The sequence below is a fragment of the Cytobacillus sp. SAFR-174 genome (assembly GCF_051964675.1).
GTDB lineage: Bacteria > Bacillota > Bacilli > Bacillales > Cytobacillaceae > Cytobacillus.
Genome location: NZ_JBQCMZ010000023.1, coordinates 1 through 22,204 on the forward strand (window position 1 = coordinate 1; position 22,204 = coordinate 22,204).

Genomic DNA, 22,204 nt, shown 5'->3' on the forward strand with positions numbered 1-22,204 from the left:
TGATTCAAATCCAGTAAAAAATCAAAAAAGGGGTTCGGAATGAGACTATTCCGAACCCCTTTTGTCTACAAACTGAATTAAGCTGCCCGCTAAGGCAGCTTAATTTTTTTTAAGAAAAGAAGGCTTTAATCGCATCTATTACACTAGTGAAAAAACGTTTTAGGCTTTCTAAAAATCCCTGGCCTTCTTCACTTTCAAGGTATTTGGAAATTTTGTCTTTTGCCTGGTTAAGCTGTTCACCGACCTGATTCCAATCGATATCAAGCTCTTTCAGCTTGTTGAATAAATCTATTAAGCTTAGAATCTCCTGTTCGGTCAGAGTAATGCCAAGGTCCTTTGCTGCATTTTCGATAATTGTTCTGAGTTCTGCATCTGTTTCAGGTGAATTTTTGGCCATTTCCTCTTTGATTTTGGCAATTAAAGCAGCTGCATTTTCGTTTCCAACCGAATCGCCAAGCTTGGCTGTTTCCACCATTTCCTCATTTGCCGCCTGTTTTACATCTTCAGGAATCGTCTTTTCAGCTGAAATTTCATATGCCTTAATAATGCCTGTTAAAGCAGCTGTTCCAGAAACATTTGCAGGTGCTGTAATATAAATTTTTGCATCTTTTACACCAGCAGTAATCAAAGCATTAATGTACATTTCATCGGTGACCCAGTTAATATTCTTAGTCTCGACTTCAAGACCGGAGCCTTGTTTTGCTACTGTGACTGCCGAAGAAGATATCGCTCGTGTTCCTATAAGAGCTTTAGAGATATAATTTCCAAGATATTGATGTTCTTCCTCATTTGAAACAGTAATGATGGTCGCATCTTTCGGAGCTTTCATTTCAGCCAGAAGCATATTTTTTTGTTCTTCTGATAGATTCTCACCTAAAGTGACAATTACATCACCTTCCGCCATATCTGCAAATGCCTGTATCGGCAAAACAAATAATAGCGACATTATGAATAGTAATAGCATTTTATTCCATTTCATGCGGTTACCTCCCGGAGCAAAAATAGGGAAGCCATTTATGCCAGTTCTGCGGCTCGCTTAATGGCTTCCTGTAAATAGACGATTCTTTCTGCGAAAAAGTTTCAACTCTCCTCTAACAGAAACCTTAGCTCAAAATGCCTATTTCAGCAAGCAGAATGGAATTATGAGAAAGAATAGTGTAAAATGAATGATAGTTTGTAAGTCATAGGATTTATATAAATGGGGGCAGTAAGGAGAATGAAAAAAAGCAATTGGCTTCTTTTTATAATATTGCTTGTGTTAAGCATCGGATGGGGACTTGTTTACTGGTTCTTTATAGTATAGGCTTTGCTGAAGGCGTCAAGGCAATGAATTAGCCGGTTTTATTCGAAAATAGCAACATTCAGCATGAATACATATACTGTTATGAAAAGTTTACAAACATTAAAATATGGGAAAAATAGTTTATGATGTTTTTATTCAAATAATGAGGGATTAATATGCTAATTCGATATAAAAAGTCATTTGAAAAAATTGCAATGGGTCTTTTATCTTTCATGCCTAATGAAAAAGACTTGAAAAGGCTGCAGCAGACGATGAAGCAATATGAATCAGAAGAAAATCGGCAGCTGTTTTTGTGGAAGGAAGGCGAAGATATAATTGGACTGGTCGGCGTTACTTCAAGTGATCAGACAATGGAGATTCAGCATATCTCTGTTAACCCGTCACACCGGCATCAAGGCATTGGCAAAACGATGATAAAAGCATTGGATGAACTATATCCTGGGAAAACTTTAACTGCAACAGATGAAACCGAATCTTTTCTAAGCAAATGTGATGTTAATTAACAAAAGCGGAAGTGCCTGCACAAACCCGCATCGGTCAGCTTAACTGCTAACGGGGTTCAGCAATATGCTTTGCTACATGGAAAAGGCAGCGAATAAATTATTCCTGCCTTTTTTTCCGGTTCAGGGCATCAAGTCTTTCTTTAATAACCATGGTTCTATCCCTTCTTTTATGGCGGTGCACAATATCTTTATCTGGTGAATTGCTGTCAAAGCACCAGGGAAATCCCTTGGATGCGGAGAACTTCATACATTCTTCCTTAAGTATTGGATCTATAATTGGCAAGTTAACGCTGGAGTAATGTCCGCCGTTTTGAATCAGAACGAGCCTGTTCTTAAGATCCTTTATTAATTGATCTGTATCCAGACCCAGTGACTGTATTTCTTCAGCTCTGCTCTCCAAAATGACGATTCCTTTGCGGAGAGTTCGTTCAGCACCATTTAAATTTTCTCTTCGATGATGATAAAAAGAAACTGCCATAAGAATTAATCCGACCCATGCAGACTTTTTATTGTTTGGATCCGTACTCTTCCAATATTCCTCCAGTGTTTCGTGACATTCAAAATAATCTCGGTCACCATGAAAATGGACCAGGAACTCAATATATTTATCAGGATACATACTTTCACTCCTTGACAATTCTTACTTCATTTTACCACAGCACAATCGAATAACAGAAAAATAAAAACCCGGCGCTTAACCGGGCTTTAACAGCTGATAAATCAGAATATAAATATTAGTGATTTTGGATTTCTGACAGGACAGCCATGTCTATCGGCAAATTTGCAGAATCAGCTTAATAAACACGGAGGTTTAGAAGAACCAGGAAGCTCCGACAATAATTAATAGAATGAACAAAACGACAATTAAAGCAAACCCGGTTCCGCAATCTCCAAATCCAGTATTAGACATATAAAATACCTCCTGTATCTTTATTTCCCTACATCGTATGTAGGCAATTGCCTTATTGATTGGGCGGATTAAAAAAATTCACGAATGAAGCAGGGGCATTGCTGACATCAGGGTTATTTTTCTATTGGATAACATCCATGAATAATCTATACTAGATATAGCCTTTTGGCATTTAAGGGAATTTATATTAGGAAAATTTGGTGGGTATTTTATGCAATATGATCATTATAACGTCAAAATAGATGCTTTCGAGGGGCCTCTGGATCTTCTTCTTCACCTTATTAACAGGCTGGAAATTGATATCTATGACATTCCTGTATCAGAGATTACCGAGCAGTACCTCATTTATATACATACAATGAAGGAGCTCCAGCTTGACGTAGCAAGCGAGTATCTTGTAATGGCCGCAACGCTTCTGGCAATTAAAAGCAAAATGCTGCTGCCAAAACATGATGAGGAAGAGCTCGAGGATGAATTTGGATTGGAAATGGAAGAAGACCCCAGAGATGAACTTGTAGAACGGCTGATTGAATACCGTAAATATAAGGAAGCTGCAGAGGAGCTTAAGGAGCGGGAACAGGATAGAAGTTTAATGTATACAAAGCCGCCTGCAGACCTTTCGGAATTTGTGAATGAAACACAGCAGGAAAAAGCTGATTTGAATGTAAGTCTTTATGATATGCTTGGCGCTTTGCAAAAGTTATTAAGAAGGAAGAAACTGCAAAGGCCGCTTTCTGCAAAAGTTGCCCGCCAGGAGATTCCCATTGAGAAGCGGATGTCCGAAATTGTGGAACAGTTAAGAAGTATAAAAGGCAGGAAAAAGTTCACCGATCTTTTTCCGGTATCGGACAGAGAGCATATAGTAGTAACTTTCCTGGCGGTACTGGAGTTAATCAAGCGAAAAGAAATTCAGGTCGAGCAGGACAAAAATTTCTCTGATATTTTTGTAGCTTCCATGGAAGGAGGAAAATAGTGTGGAGATCGTTAATTGGAAGGGCATAGCCGAAAGCCTCCTGTTTGCAGCTGGTGATGAAGGTTTGTCTCTTAAGCAAATCGCCCATGTGCTGGAGGTGGAAGAGAATCAGGCACGTGAAATAATGGACAGCCTTATGGAAGACTACAATACTGGCAGCCGCGGAATAATGGCTATTGAATTGGCGGGGACTTTTCAGCTGGTTACGAAAAAGGAGTTTTCCCCATACCTGAAGAAGCTGGTAGAGTCTCCTTCTGCCGCTTCCCTTTCTCAGGCGGCCCTCGAGACACTCGCAATTATTGCTTACAGACAGCCAATTACAAGGACAGAAATTGAGGAAATTAGAGGAGTCAAGACAGAGCGACCTCTTCATACATTGTCTGCAAAAGCCCTGATTAAAGAAGTTGGACGGGCAGATGGAACAGGGCGTGCCTATTTGTATGGAACAACTAAAGAATTCCTTGATTATTTTGGCCTTAAAAGCATAGAAGAGCTTCCGCCTCTCCCGGATAAGATCAGTGAAGAAGAGGATTCATTACAGGAGGAGGCTGATTTATTCTTTGAAAAGTTCCAGGAGCTCGATTCTTGAGTTTTCTGACACATTACATAGGAAGTGTGGTAAAATAGATTTAAATTTTTCCCTTTCCTTTAATACATATTAATCTTGTAAACCATCGGGAAATAGGAGGGTTTTGCTTGCTGATTAAACATTGCAGGGGATATGAGCTTGAAAAAGAAAAGCCAAACACCTCGGAAGATTTTTTTAACAGAAGTGAAATTGTGTTCGAAGAAGATGGACAGGAGAAGACTTTTCAAGTTTTATATGTCCGTTTCTTTGATGAATCCATGAATGAGTTCTCACCATATGACCAGGATCCAGTCTTTAAGGCTGGTTCTAGAGAAGTTCAGTTCAAGGATATTGTTGCTCTTTCATGTTTATTGAAGAACCCGGGTTTTAGACATCGCAAACGAATTTATCTTAATGCAAAGGCTGATTTTGCATCCTATTTTCAGGATCTGGACTTTTCCATGCTTCCCTCCATTTTTGAAGCGTTGGAGAGTAAAAAATCCTATGACCTGCGATCACCTTTAGATTTCATTGTTCAACCGCAACAATAGCCAGTTTATAATTATGGGGGTGTAATGGATGGGGAATTCAATTGTTAAATCACAGATGGAAGATGTGAAAAATTTCCTCGGTAATAGCGTTGCCGCATTTGAAGATTTCTTAAATAATACAACAATAAAAGATCTTGAAGCAGAACAACAAGGGAATGCGAATTATTATAAAAGTATCCTCTCACATGTTAGAAAACTGCTTGTATATTGTGAAGAAGGACTTGATGCAAGCACGATCATATTAAAAAGTGACCCTTTCCAAAAAGGGGCTGCCGAAAAGACGTTATACAGGATTTACCATCAATGCATTGAAGAGTTTTTTTCTCCCAAAAATGATGCATGGTTTGAGAATAGCCGTTCAGCATATACAGGAAAAAACTCAATCCAGTTTCATGATGAAGTTCCGGACAGCCTCAAAACAATGTTCAGGCAGCTGGAAGGAGAGTTCCAAAGGGTTCGTGAGGAGCTTGAATATTACGAAACCGATTACCGGACAAAAATGATTCAATCAAAATAGCATTGGAAGTGGAGAACAGCAGGCAGCTGTTCTTTTTTTATCGCAGTCTAACGGGCAGTAAGACCCCCACTTCAAGACTCAGAGGAATCAAAGGAGGATAAGTGGGGGTCAAACTGCCCGTAAAGGCCCGATTGGTGAGATACAGTGAAACTTGCCGATGCGCAGGCAGAGGCTTAGTTGAACCAATCGGGTTCGTAGTGTCGATTGATCGAAGCGCTAGCGGAGATCTTAGCGACACTAGAACGCGACTAAATCAGTGGGGGATAAGGAAAACCCCCACTGATTGAAGTTTCACTTTATCGCATGTTACAGGAAGATTTCCTTTTTCATTGGAAAACGTACAAACTTTCACTCATACAAATAGAAAGTGAGCTATTTATGGAAGCGAGTGAGGGATTGTATGAGTAAAATGGAAGATTACATTAAGGACGTTACGAAATGGAACAAAGAGCTAAGAGATTTTTTAGATTCGGAGGATGTTGAACAAAACAATGAATTGTGGCAGAGGCTGGATCATTTTACCGAAATTATGGATGGAATAAACGGCCCACTGGATATAGAAGCTTTGGAAAAGCTGCAGAAACAAGTGGACTCTCTTCATTCGGAAATGGAGAATTACTTTTCCAATAGACAGCAGCTTGGAAATATCTATATGAATGAATCGTACATTTCTGCGGGAAAGCATATTTTACCTCCGCTCCCTTACGATTACAGTGCACTTGAACCGCATATCTCAGGGGAAATAATGAGGCTGCATCATGATAAGCATCATCAATCATATGTAGATGGCTTGAACAAAGCAGAGTTAATGCTTCAAAATGCGAGAAATAATAATGATTACAGCCTCGTAAAACACTGGTCCCGCGAGCTGGCCTTTCATGGTTCCGGTCATTATTTGCATACGATTTTCTGGAATAATATGAGTCCTGAAGGCGGTGGGAAGCCTTCAGGTGCACTCCTGAAGGAAATGAACAAATACTTTGGGAGCTTTGAGAAATTCAAAAGCCACTTCACTGAAGCAGCCAAGCAGGTAGAAGGAGTGGGCTGGGCAATCCTGGTGTGGTCTCCAAGAGCGCGCAGGCTCGAAATACTTCAATCGGAAAGGCATATGCTTTTAACTCAGTGGGATACAATCCCTCTGCTGGCTTTGGATGTATGGGAACATGCTTATTATCTGCAATATAAAAATAACCGTGGTGATTATATTAAAAATTGGTGGAATGTTGTCAACTGGAAGGATGTAGAAAACAGGTATTTAAAAGCATCTGAATTAAAATGGAAGCCTTTCTAAACAGGAGCAGAAATAAGCAGCAGGGGAGTACAAAACGTATTCCCCTGTTTTTTGATGTACAAGCCATTTTCAAATCCACAATACAAGTCAAACATAATAGTCATATCACTACTTGTCCTGCATAAACTTGTACAAATAAATGAAAACATGCGGCTCCTCCTTTTGGGGAGATCATGTATTTCGCTCAATCTGACATCCACAAAGGAGACGGGGTTTTGTGCAATGAAAATGTTTAGCAGGCTGATGGCCATAGCTTTGGTCACCGCGTTGATGATGATGAATTTTCCTCAGAAGACAGAGGCTTCAGTTTCAGTAAGTGCCCGGAGCGCAATATTAATGGAACAGGATTCCGGCCGTATCCTTTACCAGAAAGAAGCAAATGAAATAAGGAGAATAGCAAGCATTACAAAAATCATGACAGCAATTCTGGCGATAGAATCCGGAAAAATGGACGATTTGGTTAAAATAAGTGATCGTGCTGTCAGAGCGGAAGGGTCATCGATATATCTAAAGGCAGGAGAAAAAATAAAGCTTGAGGATCTGGTTTTCGGGCTAATGCTTCGTTCAGGCAATGACTCTGCAGTCGCAATCGCAGAACATGTTGGCGGAAGCCTTGAAGGATTTGGATTTTTAATGAATAAGAAAGCTGAAGAAATCGGCATGAAGAATACCCATTTTGCAAACCCCCATGGTCTGGATGATCATGAAGACCATTATTCGACTGCTTATGATATGGCTCTGCTGACCAGGTATGCAATGAATAATGAGACCTACCAAAAGATTGCAGGAACAAAGGTGCACCGTGCACCAAACCCGAATGAAAGCTGGGACAGGGTGTGGAAAAATAAAAATAGACTCCTGACTGAATTATATGAGTATTGCACAGGGGGGAAAACAGGATATACAAAAAGGGCGAAGAGAACTCTTGTAACAACAGCATCGAAAGGCAGTCTTAATTTGATTGCAGTCACTCTAAATGGGCCGGATGACTGGAATGACCATATTAATATGTATGAGACAGCTTTTAGAACCTATGATTCTGTGGAAGTCCTGCCTGAGGGAATTATATCGGATATTGATGATGAATTTTATAAAGGGAGGGTTTATATAAAGCATTCATACAATTATCCAGTTACAAAAGAAGAGAAAAACAACTTTAAAATTGATATAAAGCTGCTAAAGCATGAATCAGAATGGGACGACGGCAGGACAACACCTGACGTGGTCGGGCAGGCAACCGTGTATTTTGAAGACCAGAAAATTAAAAAACTCCCAATCTATTATAAGCATGATGAGGTAAAAGAGGATAAGTCGCTAATAGACTACTTTAAGGGTCTTTTCACCTCAATTGCAGGAGTGAAGACAAATGGTTAATATCATTTGGGTGATGCTTACAGCTATAGGCTTAGTTTTTGCTATGATAAACGGCACTATAAATGAAGTGAACGAAGCCATTTTCAATGGTGCAAAAGAAGCGGTCACGTTATGCATTGGTCTTATTAGCATTCTTGTTTTTTGGCTTGGAATGATGAAAATTGCTGAGGACGCCGGCCTGCTGAATAAGCTTGCATCCTTATTCAGGCCAATTGTGAAGAAGCTTTTTCCAGAAGTGCCCGGTGATCATCCGGCAATGGGATATATGCTATCGAACATGATGGCCAATATGTTCGGTTTGGGAAACGCAGCAACCCCTCTCGGCATAAAAGCAATGGAAGAACTGAAAAGATTGAATGGGGGAAAGAATGAAGCGAGCCGTTCTATGATAACCTTTTTGGCCATCAACACTTCAAGTCTGACCTTAATTCCTACAACCGTGATTGCCATACGGATGAATTATAATTCTGCCTCGCCCACCGATATCGTAGGTCCTACCTTAGTGGCTACATTCTGCTCTACATTGGCCGCAATAATGATTGACCGATATTTCTATTACCGAAGAACGCGAAAAGGATGAGGTTAGGATGGAGATTGTTTCAGCTGTTTCCCTTTGGTTAATTCCTATTTTAATAGGCTTTATATTAATATATGGAACATTTAAGAAGGTTCCTACCTATGAAAGCTTTACTGAAGGCGGAAAAGAAGGTATAAAAATTGCTGTATCCATTATTCCTTTTCTTGTCGGGATGCTTGTAGCCATCTCAGTTTTCAGGGCTTCCGGCGCCCTGGAGTATTTTATGAATCTGATCAGGCCCGGACTGGAGGCAATTGGAGTGCCTCCTGATATCGTACCCCTGGCTATCATTCGTCCGATCTCAGGAACTGCAGCACTGGGAATGACCAGTGACTTAATTGCTGTCCATGGTCCCGACTCCTTTATAGGCAGGCTTGCCTCAGTACTGCAGGGCAGCACAGATACAACTTTTTATGTCCTGACGGTCTACTTTGGAGCAGTGGGAATCAAAAAAATGGGTGATGCCCTTAAAGTCGGGCTGCTGGCCGATTTGGCAGGCATTATAGCATCCATTGTGATCGTGACACTTGTTTTTGGCAGTATGTAGCCATTAATGAAATTATCCGGAACAAAAGATACCTGAATGTGGGTATCTTTTTTATTTTACTTTCAAATCTCAACATTCAGTAATTACAGTTTATTACTTACCTAAGCTGTTTTGGCAATGGTTTGCTTTGAAAACTTGACGAATTATGTCATAATTCATTAGGAGTGAAAAAGTATGAAGTATTGTTAATAAAACTTTGAGGTGACATAAATGGAAAGATTGCAGAAAGTTATTGCCCATGCGGGGGTTGCTTCGCGAAGAAAAGCTGAAGAGCTAATGGGTGAAGGCCGTGTAAGGGTTAACGGAAAAACAGTAAAGGAACTGGGGGTTAAGGTCTCTCCTTCTGACCGCATTGAAGTGGATGGAATACCGTTGGAGAGAGAGGAGCCTGTTTATTTTCTTCTCTATAAACCAAGAGGCGTCATTTCAGCCGTTTCAGATGACAAGGGCAGAAAAGTCGTCACGGATTTCTTTGAGGGAATCAAACAAAGAATATACCCTGTTGGAAGACTGGATTACGATACATCCGGAATCCTCATTCTTACCAATGACGGGGAGTTTGCAAATCTTTTAATGCACCCAAGCAATGAAATTGAAAAAGTCTATGTTGCCAAGTTGAAAGGCATCCCTTCAAAAGAAAAAATGAAGAGCCTTCAAAGAGGGATCGTGCTTGAAGATGGAAAAACAGCACCTGCCAAAACCAAGCTGTTATCAATGGATAAGAAAAAACAGACAGCTATTGTGGAAATCAGCATTCATGAAGGACGCAACCGCCAGGTTAGGAGGATGTTTGAAGCCATTGGTCATCCTGTTCTGAAACTGAAGAGGGAGAGATATGGGTTCCTCACTCTGCAGGGATTATCAGCGGGGGATGCAAGAGAACTTACTGCCCATGAAGTTAAGCAGCTCCGGACACTCGCGATGAAGAAGAAATAGTCAGCCTTCAGAAAAATTCATAGAAGTGTCACAGTTACGCTAATTTGTAAACAATATAGGTATGATGAAAAATGCTATAATAGTAAACAGCTATGAGGCAAAAATCTTTTCCATATGTTACATATAAATTTGTTAAGGTACGGTCTTTTGGCCTGATTACGATGCCTTAGGAGGGGAAGTTTTTTATGAAAAAGCAGCGTCTGGTAATGAGAACAGTCATATTGCTTGTCCTTGGTGCTGCCGTAGCATATACGCTATACGCAAATTTTACGAAAGATAAAATTCAAAAGGTTGCTGTTGGGGAAAAGGCACCTGATTTTGTACTGACAGATATGGATGGCAATAAACACAGGTTATCCGATTATGAAGGCCAGGGTGTTTTCCTGAATTTCTGGGGTACATGGTGCAAACCCTGTGAGAAGGAAATGCCATATATGAACAATCAATATGAGCAATTTAAAGATGAGGGTGTTCAGGTTTTGGCTGTTAATGTCGGCGAGACAGATTTAGCAGTAAATAAATTTTCTGAGCGTTACGATCTGGCCTTCCCGATTGTAATTGATAAGGATGGCCAAGTCCAATCTGCTTACGGAATTAATCCTCTTCCTGCCACTTTTCTCATTGATAAAGATGGAAAGGTTGTCAAGTATATTACAGGTGAGATGACGGAAGAAACGATCAAGAACTATATGGAACAGATTAAACCATAAGTTACGGGGAGTTTTATATATGAAAGAAGTAAAATGCGACTGCGGCCATGTTAATCCCATAGGTACGATACTATGTGAGTCGTGCGGGAAGGTATTGGAAGAAAAAGAAAAAGACAAAAAACTTCTCGATATGCGGTATGAAGGCAGTGCACGCCGCTCGCAAACCTATAATAAAACGATAATTGATAAGATATGGAATTTCTTCTCATCTGTTAAGGTTGGAGTCTGGCTGATCGTAATAACGCTGATAGCATCAGCCGTTGGAACAATACTGCCTCAGGAAATGTATATTCCGCCAATCATGCCTGCTGAAGAATATTACGAAGACCAATATGGATGGATTGGTAAATTATACTACGACCTTGGATTTCATAATCTATACAGCTCATGGTGGTATTTGATTTTGATTGCCTCAATTGGTATATCTCTTGTAATCTGCAGTCTGGATAGGGTTGTTCCATTGTATAGAGCTTTAAAAAAGCAGAAGGTAAGCCGTCATGAAAGCTATCTGCAGCGCCAGAGGGTTTTTGGTGCGTCACAGCCAGAAGATACTGATAAGGCCTTCACAATGGCAAAAGAAAAATTAAAATCCAAGAAATACAGCATCCGGGAAGAGAATGGAAACATCCTTGCTGAAAAAGGACGTTTCTCAAGATGGGGCCCATACGTTAACCATGTGGGACTTATCATATTTTTAATTGGCGGAATGCTCCGTTTTGTACCGGGCATGTATGTTGACAAAATTCTTTGGATCCGGGAAGGCGAAACAAAGGTCATTCCGGAAACCAATGGTGAATACTACCTTAAAAATGACGGCTTCATCCTTGAAATGTATGATAAAGAGAAAGATAACGAAGTGTTTGGGGAAGCGATTGACAAAGCAGGAATGGTAGCTAAAAATTATCAGTCCAATGTCACTCTTTATAAAAAACAGGGCGATACTGTTGCAGGTGAAGAGGCTGATCTCAAGAAAGTTAAGGACTATGAAATTAAGGTAAATAAACCTCTTAAGTTTGAGAACTTTGCATTATACCAAGTAGATTATAAACTTAATGAACTTAACAAAATGTCATTTGCCCTTACAAATAAAAAAACGGGTGAGGAATACGGGGACTTAACAGTCGACCTGAATCATCCACAGGATGAATATGATCTTGGAAATGGCTATAAAGCAGAAGTTGTCAGCTATTTTCCCGATTTTGAATTTGATGAAAATGGAGAACCTGTTACAAAGTCCAGAATTCCTAATAATCCTGCCTTTGTTTTTAAAATGTTTACTCCGGATAAGCCTGATGGCGAAATAAGTTTTGTTGCGATCAGACAGACTATTGAACCATTCGGCGATAATGAATACAAGATGGCCTTTAAAGGCGTAGATACCAAAAATGTATCGGCCTTGACCGTCCGAAAAGATTTAACATTATGGATTATCGCATTGGGCGGTGTTATTTTCATGATAGGTGTTGCACAGGGATCTTATTGGAACCATCGGAGAGTTTGGCTGCGCCGCGTTAATGGAGAAGTGTGGGTAGCAGGACACACTAACAAAAACTGGCATGGACTTAAAAGGGAAATTGAAGCAGCATTGGATGGAACCGGAATTAAGATGCCGGAAGATCAGCTGCAAAATCAAAGTGAAAAGAAAGGCTAAGGAGGAATCTGAGTGGTTACAATAAGCAGCAATTTACTATACACAGCTTTTATCCTCTATTTAATTGCTACTGTCTTTTTTGCCGGCTCTATAAAGGATAAGAATAGAACGAAACAAGGGCCAAACAGATGGGCAGCCTTTGGATTATGGATCTCGATTATCGGGTTTGCTGCACAGCTTGGCTACTTTATTACAAGGTGGATTGCAGCCGGGCATGCGCCTGTCAGCAACCTTTTCGAATTTACAACATTCTTTGGAATGTCGCTTGTTGGTGCTTTTATAGTGATTTACTTAATTTATAAAACACCTATTTTAGGAGTCTTTACGCTCCCGGTTGCGGTACTGATGATTGCTTATGCAAGTATGTTTCCGCGGGAGGTTTCACCGCTGATCCCCGCCCTGCAAAGTGATTGGCTTCATATTCATGTTACAACAGCTGCAGTTGGGCAGGCTATTTTGGCTGTAAGCTTCGCTGCCGGATTAATTTATCTGGTAAAGTCAGTGGATCAAACTAAGCAAAGCAAACAGAGATTCTGGCTGGAAGCCGTTATGTTTGGCCTGGTTTGTACACTTGGATTTATTATTATAAGCTCAAGCTTCTCAGCTTCAGGCTACAAGGCGGAATTTAACTGGATTGATAAGAACGGTCAGGAAGACGTTCTCGAATATCATATGCCTGCTTTAACAGGTCCTCACGAGGGTCAGCTGATTACAGAAGGTAAATTTGAACCGCTTGCGGAAATGCCTGCAATTATTAATGCTAAAAAATTAAATACCGTTATATGGTCTTTGGCTTCAGGTGTCATTCTATATCTTGCTCTAAGATTGGTTCTACGCAAAAGGGTTGGAGCTGCACTTCAGCCGCTTGCCAAAAATATTAATCTTGATTTGGTTGACGAAATCGCTTACCGCTCAGTATTAATAGGATTTCCGGTCTTTACACTAGGAGCTTTGATTTTTGCCATGATATGGGCACAAATTGCATGGACTCGTTTCTGGGGATGGGATCCAAAGGAAGTATGGGCTCTCATTACCTTCCTATTTTATGCTGCCTACCTGCACCTTCGCCTTTCAAAGGGCTGGCATGGCGAAAAGTCTGCATGGCTTGCTGTAATCGGATTTATCATTATCATGTTTAATCTGGTGGCGGTAAACCTGGTCATTGCCGGATTGCACTCCTACGCTGGATCATAACAAGAAAAGCGGAGGCGCCTTGCTCACCCCCGACCAGCACAAGACGATCCTTACGGAAAGGCGTTCTTTGCCTTTTTGGGAGGATTGCCCGAAATGTGGAGGCGACTGTCCAGGGACGACAGGCATAAGCCGGTTCCTGTAAGAAGGCGTATTTCCTTCTGGAAGGAAACGGCTTATGATCCCGAGTCCCTAGGAGCCGAAACAAGACAAGCTTGTGACCTCGAGGGGGTAGGCGCTGGAGCTAGACCGTTCCCAAAATTCAAAGATAATATTCCTGATAATAATCATACAAGCCTTCACTTCACAATAGTGAAGGCTTTAATTAAAGATTTTTTATTGAACGTTAGGGGGACTTGAAAATGGAAAACCAAGTGAAAATATTACTAGTGGATGATGAAGAAAGAATCCGCCGTTTATTGAAGATGTACCTTGAGCGTGAAAATTTTTCAATTGATGAAGCAGAGAATGGTAACCAGGCTTTGTCAAAAGCCCTGGCAAATGATTATGATGTCATCCTATTGGATTTAATGATGCCCGGCAAAGACGGAATAGAAGTCTGCAGAGAACTGAGAGAAAAAAAAGCTACCCCTGTGATCATGCTTACAGCTAAAGGGGAAGAAGTTAATCGCGTACAGGGATTTGAAGTCGGCACTGATGATTATATCGTAAAGCCTTTCAGTCCCAGGGAAGTTGTCCTGCGTGTGAAGGCTTTATTGCGCAGATCTTCTAAAACTACTTACCTGCAGACAGAAACAACAGCAAAAGATGTAATCGTATTTCCTCATCTAACGATCGATAATGATGCTCACAAAGTATTGGCTGATGGAAAAGAAGTCAGTTTGACGCCAAAGGAATATGAACTGCTTTATTTCCTGGCAAAGGCGCCGGATAAGGTTTTTGACAGGGAGCATCTGCTTAAAGAAGTATGGCATTATGAATTTTTCGGAGATTTGCGAACAGTTGATACTCATGTGAAGCGTTTGCGTGAAAAACTGAATAAAGTTTCTGAGCAGGCTGCCAGAATGATTGTCACCGTTTGGGGAGTGGGCTACAAGTTTGAGGTTATTAATGAATGATGCTCTTTAGGAGTGTTGCCGGAAAGCTTTGGGGCACAATTCTTTTATTAGTTTCCTTTGTACTGCTTATTTTAACAGTCATGCTGCTGGAATTCTTTGAGAATTACCATATAAATGAAACAGAAAAAGGATTATCGAATACTGCCCATAAAATAACCAGAATTTTAAAAGAACATAATCGTGATGTCGGTTTGGAAATTTCCTGGGAGCTTGTCGATGATGTTACAAAAGTAGTTATTATTAACTCGCCGAAAGAGTACTACTATTCTCCAAACCATACAGATTCATTAAAACTGCCCATTTCCTACCTCACCGAGGAAGATGATTTGAAAGAAGTTCTTGCGAAAGACAAGACTGTAAAAAAAGTAACATCCGTTAATCCGGAGTATACAGACGTATCCGCAGATGACGACAGCAAAATTCTTATCATTGGAGTCCCGCTTGAAGGTGACGGCAGCAATGGAGCCGTTTTTATTTATCAGTCCATTGAGGTAATGCACGAAACATTGCGTTCAACCACAAAGTTTATTTTGCTGGCTGCGGGAGTTGCCATCATTTTAACAACCATCTTTGCTTTTTTCTTATCGACAAGAATCAATGCTCCACTGAGAAAAATGAAAGAAGCTGCCTTTGAGGTAGCAAGAGGTAAATTTGATACGAAAGTTCCGATTCTGACTAATGATGAGGTTGGCGAATTAGCCATGGCTTTTAATCAAATGGGCAGACAGCTGAAATTTAATATGAATGCCTTAAGCCAGGAAAAAGAACAGCTGGCAAGCATTTTAAGCGGGATGGCTGATGGGGTAATCACCTTCAACCGGGATGGAACGATACTGATTACGAATCCTCCTGCAGAGCGTTTTCTGCAAAGCTGGTTTTATGAGCTGGATGACATCGAGAATAATACGGAGGAAGTTCCTTCCAAAGTAATGGAGCTCTTCCAGCTTGCTGTTAATACGGAGAAGGAACAGATTGGTGAAATCCCAATACAGGGCCGTTCATGGGTGATAATCGTTAGCCCTCTTTATAATAAAAAATATATTAGGGGAGCGGTTGCAGTTATCAGGGATATGACAGAGGAGCGTAAGCTTGATAAGCTCCGCAACGATTTTATAGCTAATGTTTCTCATGAATTAAGGACGCCAATTTCTATGATGCAAGGATATAGTGAAGCGATCGTCGATGATATTGCGGGAACGGATGAAGAGAAAAAAGAGATGGCAAGTGTCATTTATGATGAATCCCTGAGAATGGGCCGGCTTGTGAACGAATTGCTTGATCTTGCCAGAATGGAAGCTGGGCATATTCAGCTGACAATGGAAGAAACTGATGTAAACTCCTTTCTGCAAAGAATCACCAGAAAATTCCAGGGACTCGCAAAAGAGAAGGAAATTAACCTGGAACATGATTTGCAAAGCGAAAATTTATCTATTCAATTGGATCCGGACAGAATAGAACAGGTTATGACCAATCTGATTGATAATGCCATCCGGCATACCCCCCATAACGGAGAGGTTAAAGTTATCGAACGGAGTGATGAACGGGGACTGCTTATCGAAGTGAAAGACTCTGGCTCGGGAATCCCCGAAGAAGACCTGCCCTTTGTATTTGAGCGTTTTTACAAAGCTGACAAAGCAAGGACAAGGGGCCGCTCCGGAACTGGCCTTGGACTCGCAATTGCAAAAAATATTATTGAAGCTCATAAAGGTCATATTACGGTTCAAAGTAAGACCGGACATGGTACGACATTTTCAATATTTATCCCTCGAAATGACGGATAAAGACGGGAATTGTGGCGATTGTTCTTGATACACGGGAAACAATTAATCATAGGCTGGGGAAGGAGATGCAAGAATTTCCTTCCCTTTCTTTTTGAATTATAATGAAAAGGCATTGGCCGTTCGTATCTGAAGGCAGGGAGTAATCCCCCGCCCAAACAGGCTCTTGCGTTTTTCTGCACAATAATAATATAGTTAAACTGTAACTTTTTTTAGAGAGAGAACGACTATTTTATTGAACGGGGAGGGGAATTCATGGACTCCGTTTTTGATGAACTTTATAAAAAATACCATCAGGACGTTTTTCAATTTCTTTTTTATATGGTCAAAAACAAGGAACTGGCTGAGGATTTAGTCCAGGAAGTCTATATAAGAGTGTTAAAGTCATATGAAAGATTTGAAGGGAAAAGCAGCGAAAAAACCTGGCTCTTTTCAATTGCGCGGAATGTTGCCATTGATTCCTTTCGCAAGCAAAAGGGCTGGAAACAAAAGATTATGGAGAAATTTGACTGGTCAACTCAGCAGGTAAAGGATGAACACCCCTTGCCTGATGAAATTGCTGTTCAACGGGAAGAAATCCAGATGATCTATCGCTGTCTTGATTTATGCACCATTGACCAGAGGCTAGTCATTATTATGAGATATATACATGAACTCACCATTACAGAAACAGCTGATTCACTTGGCTGGACTGAAAGTAAGGTAAAGACAACGCAGCACCGTGCGTTAAAGGTGTTGAAAAATCATATGGAACATTTTAAGGCAAAGGAGGGAATGGATAATGAAGGAATCAAAATGGAGCGATGAGCAGCTTCAGGAATTGCTGAGCCAGATGCCAAAGATTAAAGATAGTCGAGACCCAAGAGAAATTTATCAAACCATACAAATCAAGATGGGCAAACAAAAGAAAAGAACATGGATCATGCCTGCTGCAGCAGCGGCTGCTGCCTTGCTCCTGCTTTTCATTCTTGCCCCGAACCTTATGAATTGGCAGGAGTCTGCTGATAAACAAGTCGAAATTAAATCAGATCAGACACAATCATCTGAAAAAATAACAGATGACAATTACAGTATATCGGAAGCCAAAGACGAAGACTTGGATCCGGAACCTCTTGCTAAAGATGAAGATCCACAAGAGGATCATGCGCAGCTTTCCGGTGACCCGGAAAAAGACTCAAGCGATGATATAAGCATGAAGTCTGTTTCATCCGTAGCAAGCCCTACTGCCGTATATGAAGAAGATTTGGCAGGAAAAGAAGTCCTGACCTATGCAATTCCGGATAAGGAGGCTCAAAATATTGTACCAGTCAGCGTTCTGGTTGATGATGACCCGGCCAGGACGAAATTTGCTTTGTTTGAAGACACGATGAGCAAACTTACTGAAGATGCTTGGGGTTTAGATGATTACTATCCTTTAAAAGCAAATTTAACTCACGACCAGGAAAATAATATCCTGACAGTTGATGTGCCGGCGGATCACCCATATAGTTTTTCCTCCTCCTCAGAGTTACTTTTAGAGAAGGTTTTGGCGAATATAATGAACAATCTGGATATAGAAAAGATTGACCTCAGAACGGAAGGGAAAGTCGGCATTGAGTTCGGCCATTATGGATATAGAGACGAATTTATCCCGGAAAATAGCAATGGTAACTTAATTTATTATTTCTTATATCCTAATGGTGCAGATTCAACACCATTCCTGGTGCCGTTAAGAGAAGAGCTCAATTCGGTAAAAGATGCTCTGAAAGCTATGAAACAAAATAGGACTGAAAATAATTTACAGGCATCCATACCGGATGATGTTGATTTTGAAATAGAAGAAATAAAGGATAGCAAACTCATAATCCGTTTTAATAATGAATCAGAAATAATCGATAATGCACCAACACTTCATGCAATCGAAGCAATCCTTCTTACGGCAAAAGACTTTGATTTCGACACGGTCAAATTAGAAAATGCAGATGTTGATAAAATAGGCAAGTTTGATCTTACTGAGGAATTAAAGGTACCTGTAGCAGCTAATAAACGAGATTTGCCAAATTAGAAGACGGCCCTGTGTGGCCGTCTTTTCCATTTTAGGATAAAGTTCCTCCATATCTGCATAAAAACCTTGCTGCTGGAAGAATACTAATCACTGTGCTTTTATGAGCTTTATTGTTAATTGTTCTAAAAGAGTACAAGCTGTCATAGGGTGTAAGAGGGTGCGGAAAGAATGCGCTCGTGCGGATATTTCAGCTGACATCATAGGAGGAAAAGAATGAAGGATTACATAAGGCGTTTCTTTATCGCAGGAATAATGGCTCTTTGTGTGAGTCTGCTATTTCTGGGAGGGAAGCATTCTAAAGCTGCTGAGCCAAAAATTTCTGAGTTGACAGAGCATTGGGTTTGGCCGGCAGATGGTGTAATTACGGACACGTATGGTACAAGAAGTGGTCAGCATAAGGGCATTGATATTGCCGGAGATTCCGGTTCTCCGGTTTATGCCGCTGACGCTGGAATTGTGTCCAGGTCGTATTACTCTCAAACATACGGAAATGTGATATTTATTAAACATAACAATCAAACCGAAACAGTATACGCCCATCTGAATAAACGATTATCTGCTCAAGGTGAAATAGTTTCACTCGGACAGAAAATCGGATTGATGGGAAGCACGGGTGACTCTTCAGGAGTCCATCTTCATTTTGAAATACATGCGCAGGCATGGACACCTGATAAAATAAATGCAGTTGATCCCTCTGTGGCATTTGGCATGGGAGAAGTTGGACAAGCTGTAAATGCTGCGGCAAGAACTGAAAATGCACGTGAAGTTTCAGCCCGGCCGTCTAATTTTAATTCCGGGCAAATAACAAATGATTCCGGTGAAACCTACCATATAGTTAAAACCGGGGAAACAGTATGGACCATCGCTGCACACTATAATCTGCAGCCCGGTGATATTGCCAGTTTAAATAATATTAATCCTGATCGCATTCTTACAGGTCAAAAACTGTTGATAAAACCCGGCAACTTTAGTGAATACACTGTTAAACAAGGTGATACATTAACTTCTATAGCGAAAATGCATGATACAACAGCAGAAGCTATTAAAGAGTTAAACAATGCAAATTCAGATGTTATCAAAATTGGACAAATTCTAATCATTCACAAAAAATAGAATAGAAATGATTGCACCGCTTTACTCCCTTAAAGTATAATAGGTAAAAAACTGGGGGAGTTAGAGTAATGCTTACAGACTATCATAACCATCTTGAAAACGGCACGTTAAGCCTGGACTATTTAAAAAAATTCACAGATGCTGCTGCTCAAAAAGGGATTGAATCTTTTGGGATTTCGGAACATGCATATCATTTCTATCAGACAGCAGATATTCTGCAAAATCCATGGGTAAACGAAAGACGCTTTTATGATATGAAGGACTATGTGAATGTTTTTCAAGAAGCGTGGAGTACTAACATAGATGTGAAAATGTCTATAGAAATGGACTACACGCCGGGCAAGCATGATGAAATGGCAAAGTTTATTAACAGTTACTCATTTGATTATGTAATTGGATCCATTCATTGGGTTGGAGATTTCGGCATAGATTTAGCTGAATTTAGAAAAGAATGGGATAAACGGGATCTTTATGAGGTATACCGGAAGTATTTTGATCAAGTGGTCACACTGGCCCAATCCAATTTATTTGATATTGTAGGCCATCTGGACCTCGTGAAAATCTTTAAATATGTTCCAAAGGACGAAGAATTTTTGCTGGAGCAGTATGATCGTGCAGCCAATGCACTGGCAGAATCCAAGACATGTGTAGAAATCAGCACAGCCGGTCTGCGAAAGCCAGTAGGTGAACTATACCCGGACAAACGGCTCCTGCAAAAATGCTATGAGAAAAAAATCCCGATTGTACTTTCATCTGATGCCCACTTTCCTGAACATGTAGGTGCCGATTTTGATAAGGCAATTGCTCTTGCAAAAGAAGTGGGCTATGAGTCCATCATGACTTTTTCCAAAGGAGAAAGAAAGGAATATCCGCTTGGATAATGCAAAAGGGATGGCAGAGCCGCCCTTTTTTGCATTATCCATAAAAATCTTAATAGGTATGGACATGGATATATATGTTACAAATCCATACAGCTAAACAAATCCCTTCACAGAATAACTTTTTTTCAGTATAATTAATCTGTATAAATAAATACGGTCTATCTTCGGGGCAGGGTGAAATTCCCGACCGGCGGTGATGGGTTAATCTTAACTCTAAGCCCGCGAGCCTGAGAGAAGCGTTTTGGTCGAAAAACGCTTTGCATTTAATTGGGCAGGATTTGGTGCGATTCCAAAGCCGACAGTACAGTCTGGATGGGAGAAGATGGAGGTTCTGCAGACGTTCAAAAAATGCAGGTTTTGAACGTTATTAAGCGTGCCTTCGCAACTCTCCCTCAAGTTATTTTAGCTTGAGGGTTATTTATTGCGAAGATATTTGCTTAGCCGAACCTTTCTTCTATAGGAGAGATAGTCCTAAAAAGGAGAGAGGAACTTGAAAAAACTTAATATCAAATCAATGGTTGCCATCGGAATGCTAAGCAGCATCTCTTATGTATTAATGCTGCTCAATTTTCCAATTCCGCCGTTTCCGCAATTTTTGATGATTGACTTCAGCGATATTCCTGCATTGATCGCAGCGTTAATCTTTGGTCCGGCGGCAGGAATTTTAGTGGAGCTTATTAAAAATATTCTTGATTACTTCATGACAGGAAGTGCAACAGGTGTACCTGTCGGACACATTGCAAACTTTGTGGCAGGCATTTTGTTCGTCTTGCCTACTTATTATGTATACAGCAAACTGAAGACCAAAAAGGGCATGACGTTTGGGCTCGTAATCGGCACCATGGTGATGGCTGTTATTATGAGTGTGCTTAATTACCTTGTCATTCTGCCGGCATATACATTCTTCCTGAATTTCCCGGCAATGTCAGCGCCTGAAATGAGAACAATGATTGTGACCGGGATTTTGCCATTCAATATTTTAAAAGGACTTATTATTTCAATTGTTTTCATGCTCATTTTTACACGCATGAGAACCTGGGTAGAAAAGCAGGCTGTATTAAAAAGTGCAGCATAATGAATATATAAATTTAAAGCAGCGGCAAATGTTCCGCTGCTTTTTCAATTTGAAAGCCTAAAAAAACTCCCTTTCTAGTTGAAAGGGAGCAGTAGCTTAACAAAGATTAGAGTATGGCTGAGGGATTATTCGTATTTAAGCGGATCGCCATCAAAAGCGTCATCAGCAACTTTGATTGAATCGGTTGGGCAGCCTTCGAATGCATCCATCATATCGTCAATCAATACATCTGGAATCTCAACAATACCCTGGTTATCATCAAGGGTAACAAATGCGATGCCTTCATCATCGTAATCATAAATGTCCGGTGCAGCTGCGCCGCAAGCTCCACATGCAATGCATGTTTCTTTGTCAACAATTGTATACTTTGCCATGAAAAAAACCTCCCAAGAATTAAACAATTAATCTCCCATCAAGATGATGGTAACACATTCCTCACATCCTATTGTAAAACTGTATGTTCAACTTTTCAATAGAAAATGTATTGAGAATGCTTATCACATAAGGGTTTAGGCATAATTTACCCTGTTAGAAATAATTAAAACGGCCTGCCGATTTTTTTCATGATAAAATAGAAGTAAGAAAAAGAAGGTAATGAAAAAATAAAAAATCTTAAGCCGTAAGGTGAACAT

25 protein-coding genes and 1 riboswitch are annotated in these 22,204 nt (G+C 40.4%); of the genes, 21 read left to right on the plus strand and 4 right to left on the minus strand.

Annotated elements, in window-relative coordinates; all coding sequences use genetic code 11:
* Nucleotides 1–109: 109 nt before the first annotated feature.
* The gene (locus ACTHRG_RS19410; RefSeq protein WP_440231829.1) at nucleotides 110–979 is read right to left on the minus strand and encodes a DUF1002 domain-containing protein; all 870 of its coding nucleotides are present in this window, start codon (nucleotides 977–979) and stop codon (nucleotides 110–112) included.
* A gap of 479 nt (nucleotides 980–1,458) precedes the next feature.
* On the opposite strand from ACTHRG_RS19410, the gene ACTHRG_RS19415 reads away from it, so the two are divergent.
* Nucleotides 1,459–1,806 (plus strand): GNAT family N-acetyltransferase, encoded by a 348-nt coding sequence (locus ACTHRG_RS19415; RefSeq protein ID WP_035330083.1) that lies wholly within the window; start codon nucleotides 1,459–1,461, stop codon nucleotides 1,804–1,806.
* 97 nt (nucleotides 1,807–1,903) lie between these two features.
* On the opposite strand, the gene ACTHRG_RS19420 is transcribed toward ACTHRG_RS19415, so the two are convergent.
* Together ACTHRG_RS19420 and ACTHRG_RS19425 are read right to left on the minus strand one after the other, a co-directional pair.
* Nucleotides 1,904–2,425: a DUF309 domain-containing protein gene (locus ACTHRG_RS19420; protein WP_440231830.1), complete on the minus strand. Its 522-nt coding sequence runs from the start codon at nucleotides 2,423–2,425 to the stop codon at nucleotides 1,904–1,906.
* 192 nt (nucleotides 2,426–2,617) lie between these two features.
* The gene (locus tag ACTHRG_RS19425) at nucleotides 2,618–2,716 is read right to left on the minus strand and encodes a YjcZ family sporulation protein (RefSeq protein WP_076258148.1); all 99 of its coding nucleotides are present in this window, start codon (nucleotides 2,714–2,716) and stop codon (nucleotides 2,618–2,620) included.
* 211 nt (nucleotides 2,717–2,927) lie between these two features.
* Between ACTHRG_RS19425 and ACTHRG_RS19430 the strand changes: the two genes are divergently transcribed.
* The 20 genes from ACTHRG_RS19430 to ACTHRG_RS19525 all read left to right on the plus strand — a co-directional run bounded on the left by ACTHRG_RS19430 (nucleotide 2,928) and on the right by ACTHRG_RS19525 (nucleotide 21,572).
* The gene (locus ACTHRG_RS19430; RefSeq protein ID WP_076258149.1) at nucleotides 2,928–3,689 is read left to right on the plus strand and encodes a segregation/condensation protein A; all 762 of its coding nucleotides are present in this window, start codon (nucleotides 2,928–2,930) and stop codon (nucleotides 3,687–3,689) included.
* A gap of 1 nt (nucleotide 3,690) precedes the next feature.
* Nucleotides 3,691–4,278 carry an SMC-Scp complex subunit ScpB gene (scpB, locus tag ACTHRG_RS19435; RefSeq protein WP_076258150.1) on the plus strand — a complete coding sequence of 196 codons (588 nt, stop codon included), beginning with the start codon at nucleotides 3,691–3,693 and terminating at the stop codon, nucleotides 4,276–4,278.
* Nucleotides 4,279–4,385: 107 nt separating this feature from the next.
* Nucleotides 4,386–4,808: a hypothetical protein gene (locus ACTHRG_RS19440; RefSeq protein ID WP_076258151.1), complete on the plus strand. Its 423-nt coding sequence runs from the start codon at nucleotides 4,386–4,388 to the stop codon at nucleotides 4,806–4,808.
* Nucleotides 4,809–4,836: 28 nt separating this feature from the next.
* On the plus strand, nucleotides 4,837–5,325 hold the full coding sequence (locus ACTHRG_RS19445; protein WP_076258152.1) for a YpuI family protein: 489 nt from the start codon (nucleotides 4,837–4,839) through the stop codon (nucleotides 5,323–5,325).
* Nucleotides 5,326–5,725: 400 nt separating this feature from the next.
* Complete coding sequence (locus tag ACTHRG_RS19450) at nucleotides 5,726–6,616, plus strand: superoxide dismutase (protein WP_076260385.1); 891 nt, start codon at nucleotides 5,726–5,728, stop codon at nucleotides 6,614–6,616.
* Nucleotides 6,617–6,838: 222 nt separating this feature from the next.
* The gene (locus ACTHRG_RS19455; RefSeq protein ID WP_076260387.1) at nucleotides 6,839–7,990 is read left to right on the plus strand and encodes a D-alanyl-D-alanine carboxypeptidase family protein; all 1,152 of its coding nucleotides are present in this window, start codon (nucleotides 6,839–6,841) and stop codon (nucleotides 7,988–7,990) included.
* Nucleotides 7,983–8,570 carry a nucleoside recognition domain-containing protein gene (locus ACTHRG_RS19460; protein WP_035330092.1) on the plus strand — a complete coding sequence of 196 codons (588 nt, stop codon included), beginning with the start codon at nucleotides 7,983–7,985 and terminating at the stop codon, nucleotides 8,568–8,570. Before ACTHRG_RS19455 ends, ACTHRG_RS19460 begins: the two co-directional genes overlap by 8 nt.
* Before the next feature lie 7 nt (nucleotides 8,571–8,577).
* On the plus strand, nucleotides 8,578–9,114 hold the full coding sequence (locus ACTHRG_RS19465; protein WP_048008123.1) for a spore maturation protein: 537 nt from the start codon (nucleotides 8,578–8,580) through the stop codon (nucleotides 9,112–9,114).
* Nucleotides 9,115–9,324: 210 nt separating this feature from the next.
* Nucleotides 9,325–10,050, plus strand: coding sequence for a 23S rRNA pseudouridine(2605) synthase RluB (rluB, locus tag ACTHRG_RS19470; protein ID WP_076260389.1), 726 nt, complete (start codon nucleotides 9,325–9,327; stop codon nucleotides 10,048–10,050).
* Between the two features lie 185 nt (nucleotides 10,051–10,235).
* Nucleotides 10,236–10,760: a thiol-disulfide oxidoreductase ResA gene (gene resA / locus ACTHRG_RS19475; RefSeq protein WP_048008125.1), complete on the plus strand. Its 525-nt coding sequence runs from the start codon at nucleotides 10,236–10,238 to the stop codon at nucleotides 10,758–10,760.
* A 19-nt stretch (nucleotides 10,761–10,779) separates the two neighbouring features.
* Complete coding sequence (resB, locus tag ACTHRG_RS19480) at nucleotides 10,780–12,411, plus strand: cytochrome c biogenesis protein ResB (protein WP_076260391.1); 1,632 nt, start codon at nucleotides 10,780–10,782, stop codon at nucleotides 12,409–12,411.
* A 12-nt stretch (nucleotides 12,412–12,423) separates the two neighbouring features.
* A complete protein-coding gene (gene ccsB / locus ACTHRG_RS19485) occupies nucleotides 12,424–13,605 on the plus strand; it encodes a c-type cytochrome biogenesis protein CcsB (protein WP_440231832.1) in 1,182 nt (393 codons plus the stop codon).
* 93 nt (nucleotides 13,606–13,698) lie between these two features.
* A complete protein-coding gene (locus ACTHRG_RS19490; RefSeq protein WP_076260393.1) occupies nucleotides 13,699–13,962 on the plus strand; it encodes a hypothetical protein in 264 nt (87 codons plus the stop codon).
* Between the two features lie 2 nt (nucleotides 13,963–13,964).
* Nucleotides 13,965–14,681: a response regulator transcription factor gene (locus tag ACTHRG_RS19495; protein WP_048008128.1), complete on the plus strand. Its 717-nt coding sequence runs from the start codon at nucleotides 13,965–13,967 to the stop codon at nucleotides 14,679–14,681.
* Nucleotides 14,678–16,462, plus strand: coding sequence for an ATP-binding protein (locus ACTHRG_RS19500; RefSeq protein WP_076260395.1), 1,785 nt, complete (start codon nucleotides 14,678–14,680; stop codon nucleotides 16,460–16,462). Before ACTHRG_RS19495 ends, ACTHRG_RS19500 begins: the two co-directional genes overlap by 4 nt.
* A 252-nt stretch (nucleotides 16,463–16,714) precedes the next feature.
* Nucleotides 16,715–17,266: an RNA polymerase sigma factor SigX gene (gene sigX / locus ACTHRG_RS19505; protein ID WP_048008130.1), complete on the plus strand. Its 552-nt coding sequence runs from the start codon at nucleotides 16,715–16,717 to the stop codon at nucleotides 17,264–17,266.
* On the plus strand, nucleotides 17,241–18,503 hold the full coding sequence (locus ACTHRG_RS19510) for a hypothetical protein (protein WP_076260397.1): 1,263 nt from the start codon (nucleotides 17,241–17,243) through the stop codon (nucleotides 18,501–18,503). Before sigX ends, ACTHRG_RS19510 begins: the two co-directional genes overlap by 26 nt.
* Before the next feature lie 213 nt (nucleotides 18,504–18,716).
* Entirely contained in the window at nucleotides 18,717–19,616 is a 900-nt protein-coding gene (locus tag ACTHRG_RS19515; RefSeq protein ID WP_076260399.1) for a M23 family metallopeptidase, read from the plus strand.
* Between the two features lie 68 nt (nucleotides 19,617–19,684).
* Nucleotides 19,685–20,497, plus strand: a complete 813-nt coding sequence (locus ACTHRG_RS19520) for a histidinol-phosphatase (protein ID WP_076260400.1) — start codon at nucleotides 19,685–19,687, stop codon at nucleotides 20,495–20,497.
* Between the two features lie 156 nt (nucleotides 20,498–20,653).
* A riboswitch (FMN riboswitch) is annotated at nucleotides 20,654–20,825 on the plus strand.
* A 162-nt stretch (nucleotides 20,826–20,987) separates the two neighbouring features.
* Nucleotides 20,988–21,572 carry an ECF transporter S component gene (locus ACTHRG_RS19525; RefSeq protein ID WP_076260402.1) on the plus strand — a complete coding sequence of 195 codons (585 nt, stop codon included), beginning with the start codon at nucleotides 20,988–20,990 and terminating at the stop codon, nucleotides 21,570–21,572.
* Between the two features lie 125 nt (nucleotides 21,573–21,697).
* Here ACTHRG_RS19525 and ACTHRG_RS19530 read toward each other — a convergent pair whose 3' ends face one another.
* Nucleotides 21,698–21,946: a ferredoxin gene (locus ACTHRG_RS19530; protein WP_026584182.1), complete on the minus strand. Its 249-nt coding sequence runs from the start codon at nucleotides 21,944–21,946 to the stop codon at nucleotides 21,698–21,700.
* Nucleotides 21,947–22,204 lie beyond the last annotated feature (258 nt).

What these genes read in the sequence shown, in the direction of transcription:
- resA (WP_048008125.1), top strand. Translation starts at nt 10,236, where the DNA reads ATGAAAAAGCAGCGTCTGGTAATGAGAACAGTCATATTGCTTGTCCTT.
- ACTHRG_RS19445 (WP_076258152.1), top strand. Translation starts at nt 4,837, where the DNA reads ATGGGGAATTCAATTGTTAAATCACAGATGGAAGATGTGAAAAATTTC.
- resB (WP_076260391.1), top strand. Translation starts at nt 10,780, where the DNA reads ATGAAAGAAGTAAAATGCGACTGCGGCCATGTTAATCCCATAGGTACG.
- sigX (WP_048008130.1), top strand. Translation starts at nt 16,715, where the DNA reads ATGGACTCCGTTTTTGATGAACTTTATAAAAAATACCATCAGGACGTT.
- ACTHRG_RS19500 (WP_076260395.1), top strand. Translation starts at nt 14,678, where the DNA reads ATGATGCTCTTTAGGAGTGTTGCCGGAAAGCTTTGGGGCACAATTCTT.
- ACTHRG_RS19520 (WP_076260400.1), top strand. Translation starts at nt 19,685, where the DNA reads ATGCTTACAGACTATCATAACCATCTTGAAAACGGCACGTTAAGCCTG.
- ACTHRG_RS19530 (WP_026584182.1), bottom strand. Translation starts at nt 21,946, where the DNA reads ATGGCAAAGTATACAATTGTTGACAAAGAAACATGCATTGCATGTGGA.
- ACTHRG_RS19415 (WP_035330083.1), top strand. Translation starts at nt 1,459, where the DNA reads ATGCTAATTCGATATAAAAAGTCATTTGAAAAAATTGCAATGGGTCTT.
- ACTHRG_RS19490 (WP_076260393.1), top strand. Translation starts at nt 13,699, where the DNA reads ATGTGGAGGCGACTGTCCAGGGACGACAGGCATAAGCCGGTTCCTGTA.
- ACTHRG_RS19420 (WP_440231830.1), bottom strand. Translation starts at nt 2,425, where the DNA reads ATGTATCCTGATAAATATATTGAGTTCCTGGTCCATTTTCATGGTGAC.
- ACTHRG_RS19455 (WP_076260387.1), top strand. Translation starts at nt 6,839, where the DNA reads ATGAAAATGTTTAGCAGGCTGATGGCCATAGCTTTGGTCACCGCGTTG.
- ACTHRG_RS19425 (WP_076258148.1), bottom strand. Translation starts at nt 2,716, where the DNA reads ATGTCTAATACTGGATTTGGAGATTGCGGAACCGGGTTTGCTTTAATT.
- ACTHRG_RS19430 (WP_076258149.1), top strand. Translation starts at nt 2,928, where the DNA reads ATGCAATATGATCATTATAACGTCAAAATAGATGCTTTCGAGGGGCCT.
- ACTHRG_RS19460 (WP_035330092.1), top strand. Translation starts at nt 7,983, where the DNA reads ATGGTTAATATCATTTGGGTGATGCTTACAGCTATAGGCTTAGTTTTT.
- ACTHRG_RS19515 (WP_076260399.1), top strand. Translation starts at nt 18,717, where the DNA reads ATGAAGGATTACATAAGGCGTTTCTTTATCGCAGGAATAATGGCTCTT.
- ACTHRG_RS19510 (WP_076260397.1), top strand. Translation starts at nt 17,241, where the DNA reads ATGAAGGAATCAAAATGGAGCGATGAGCAGCTTCAGGAATTGCTGAGC.
- ACTHRG_RS19465 (WP_048008123.1), top strand. Translation starts at nt 8,578, where the DNA reads ATGGAGATTGTTTCAGCTGTTTCCCTTTGGTTAATTCCTATTTTAATA.
- ACTHRG_RS19450 (WP_076260385.1), top strand. Translation starts at nt 5,726, where the DNA reads ATGAGTAAAATGGAAGATTACATTAAGGACGTTACGAAATGGAACAAA.
- ACTHRG_RS19410 (WP_440231829.1), bottom strand. Translation starts at nt 979, where the DNA reads ATGAAATGGAATAAAATGCTATTACTATTCATAATGTCGCTATTATTT.
- rluB (WP_076260389.1), top strand. Translation starts at nt 9,325, where the DNA reads ATGGAAAGATTGCAGAAAGTTATTGCCCATGCGGGGGTTGCTTCGCGA.
- ACTHRG_RS19495 (WP_048008128.1), top strand. Translation starts at nt 13,965, where the DNA reads ATGGAAAACCAAGTGAAAATATTACTAGTGGATGATGAAGAAAGAATC.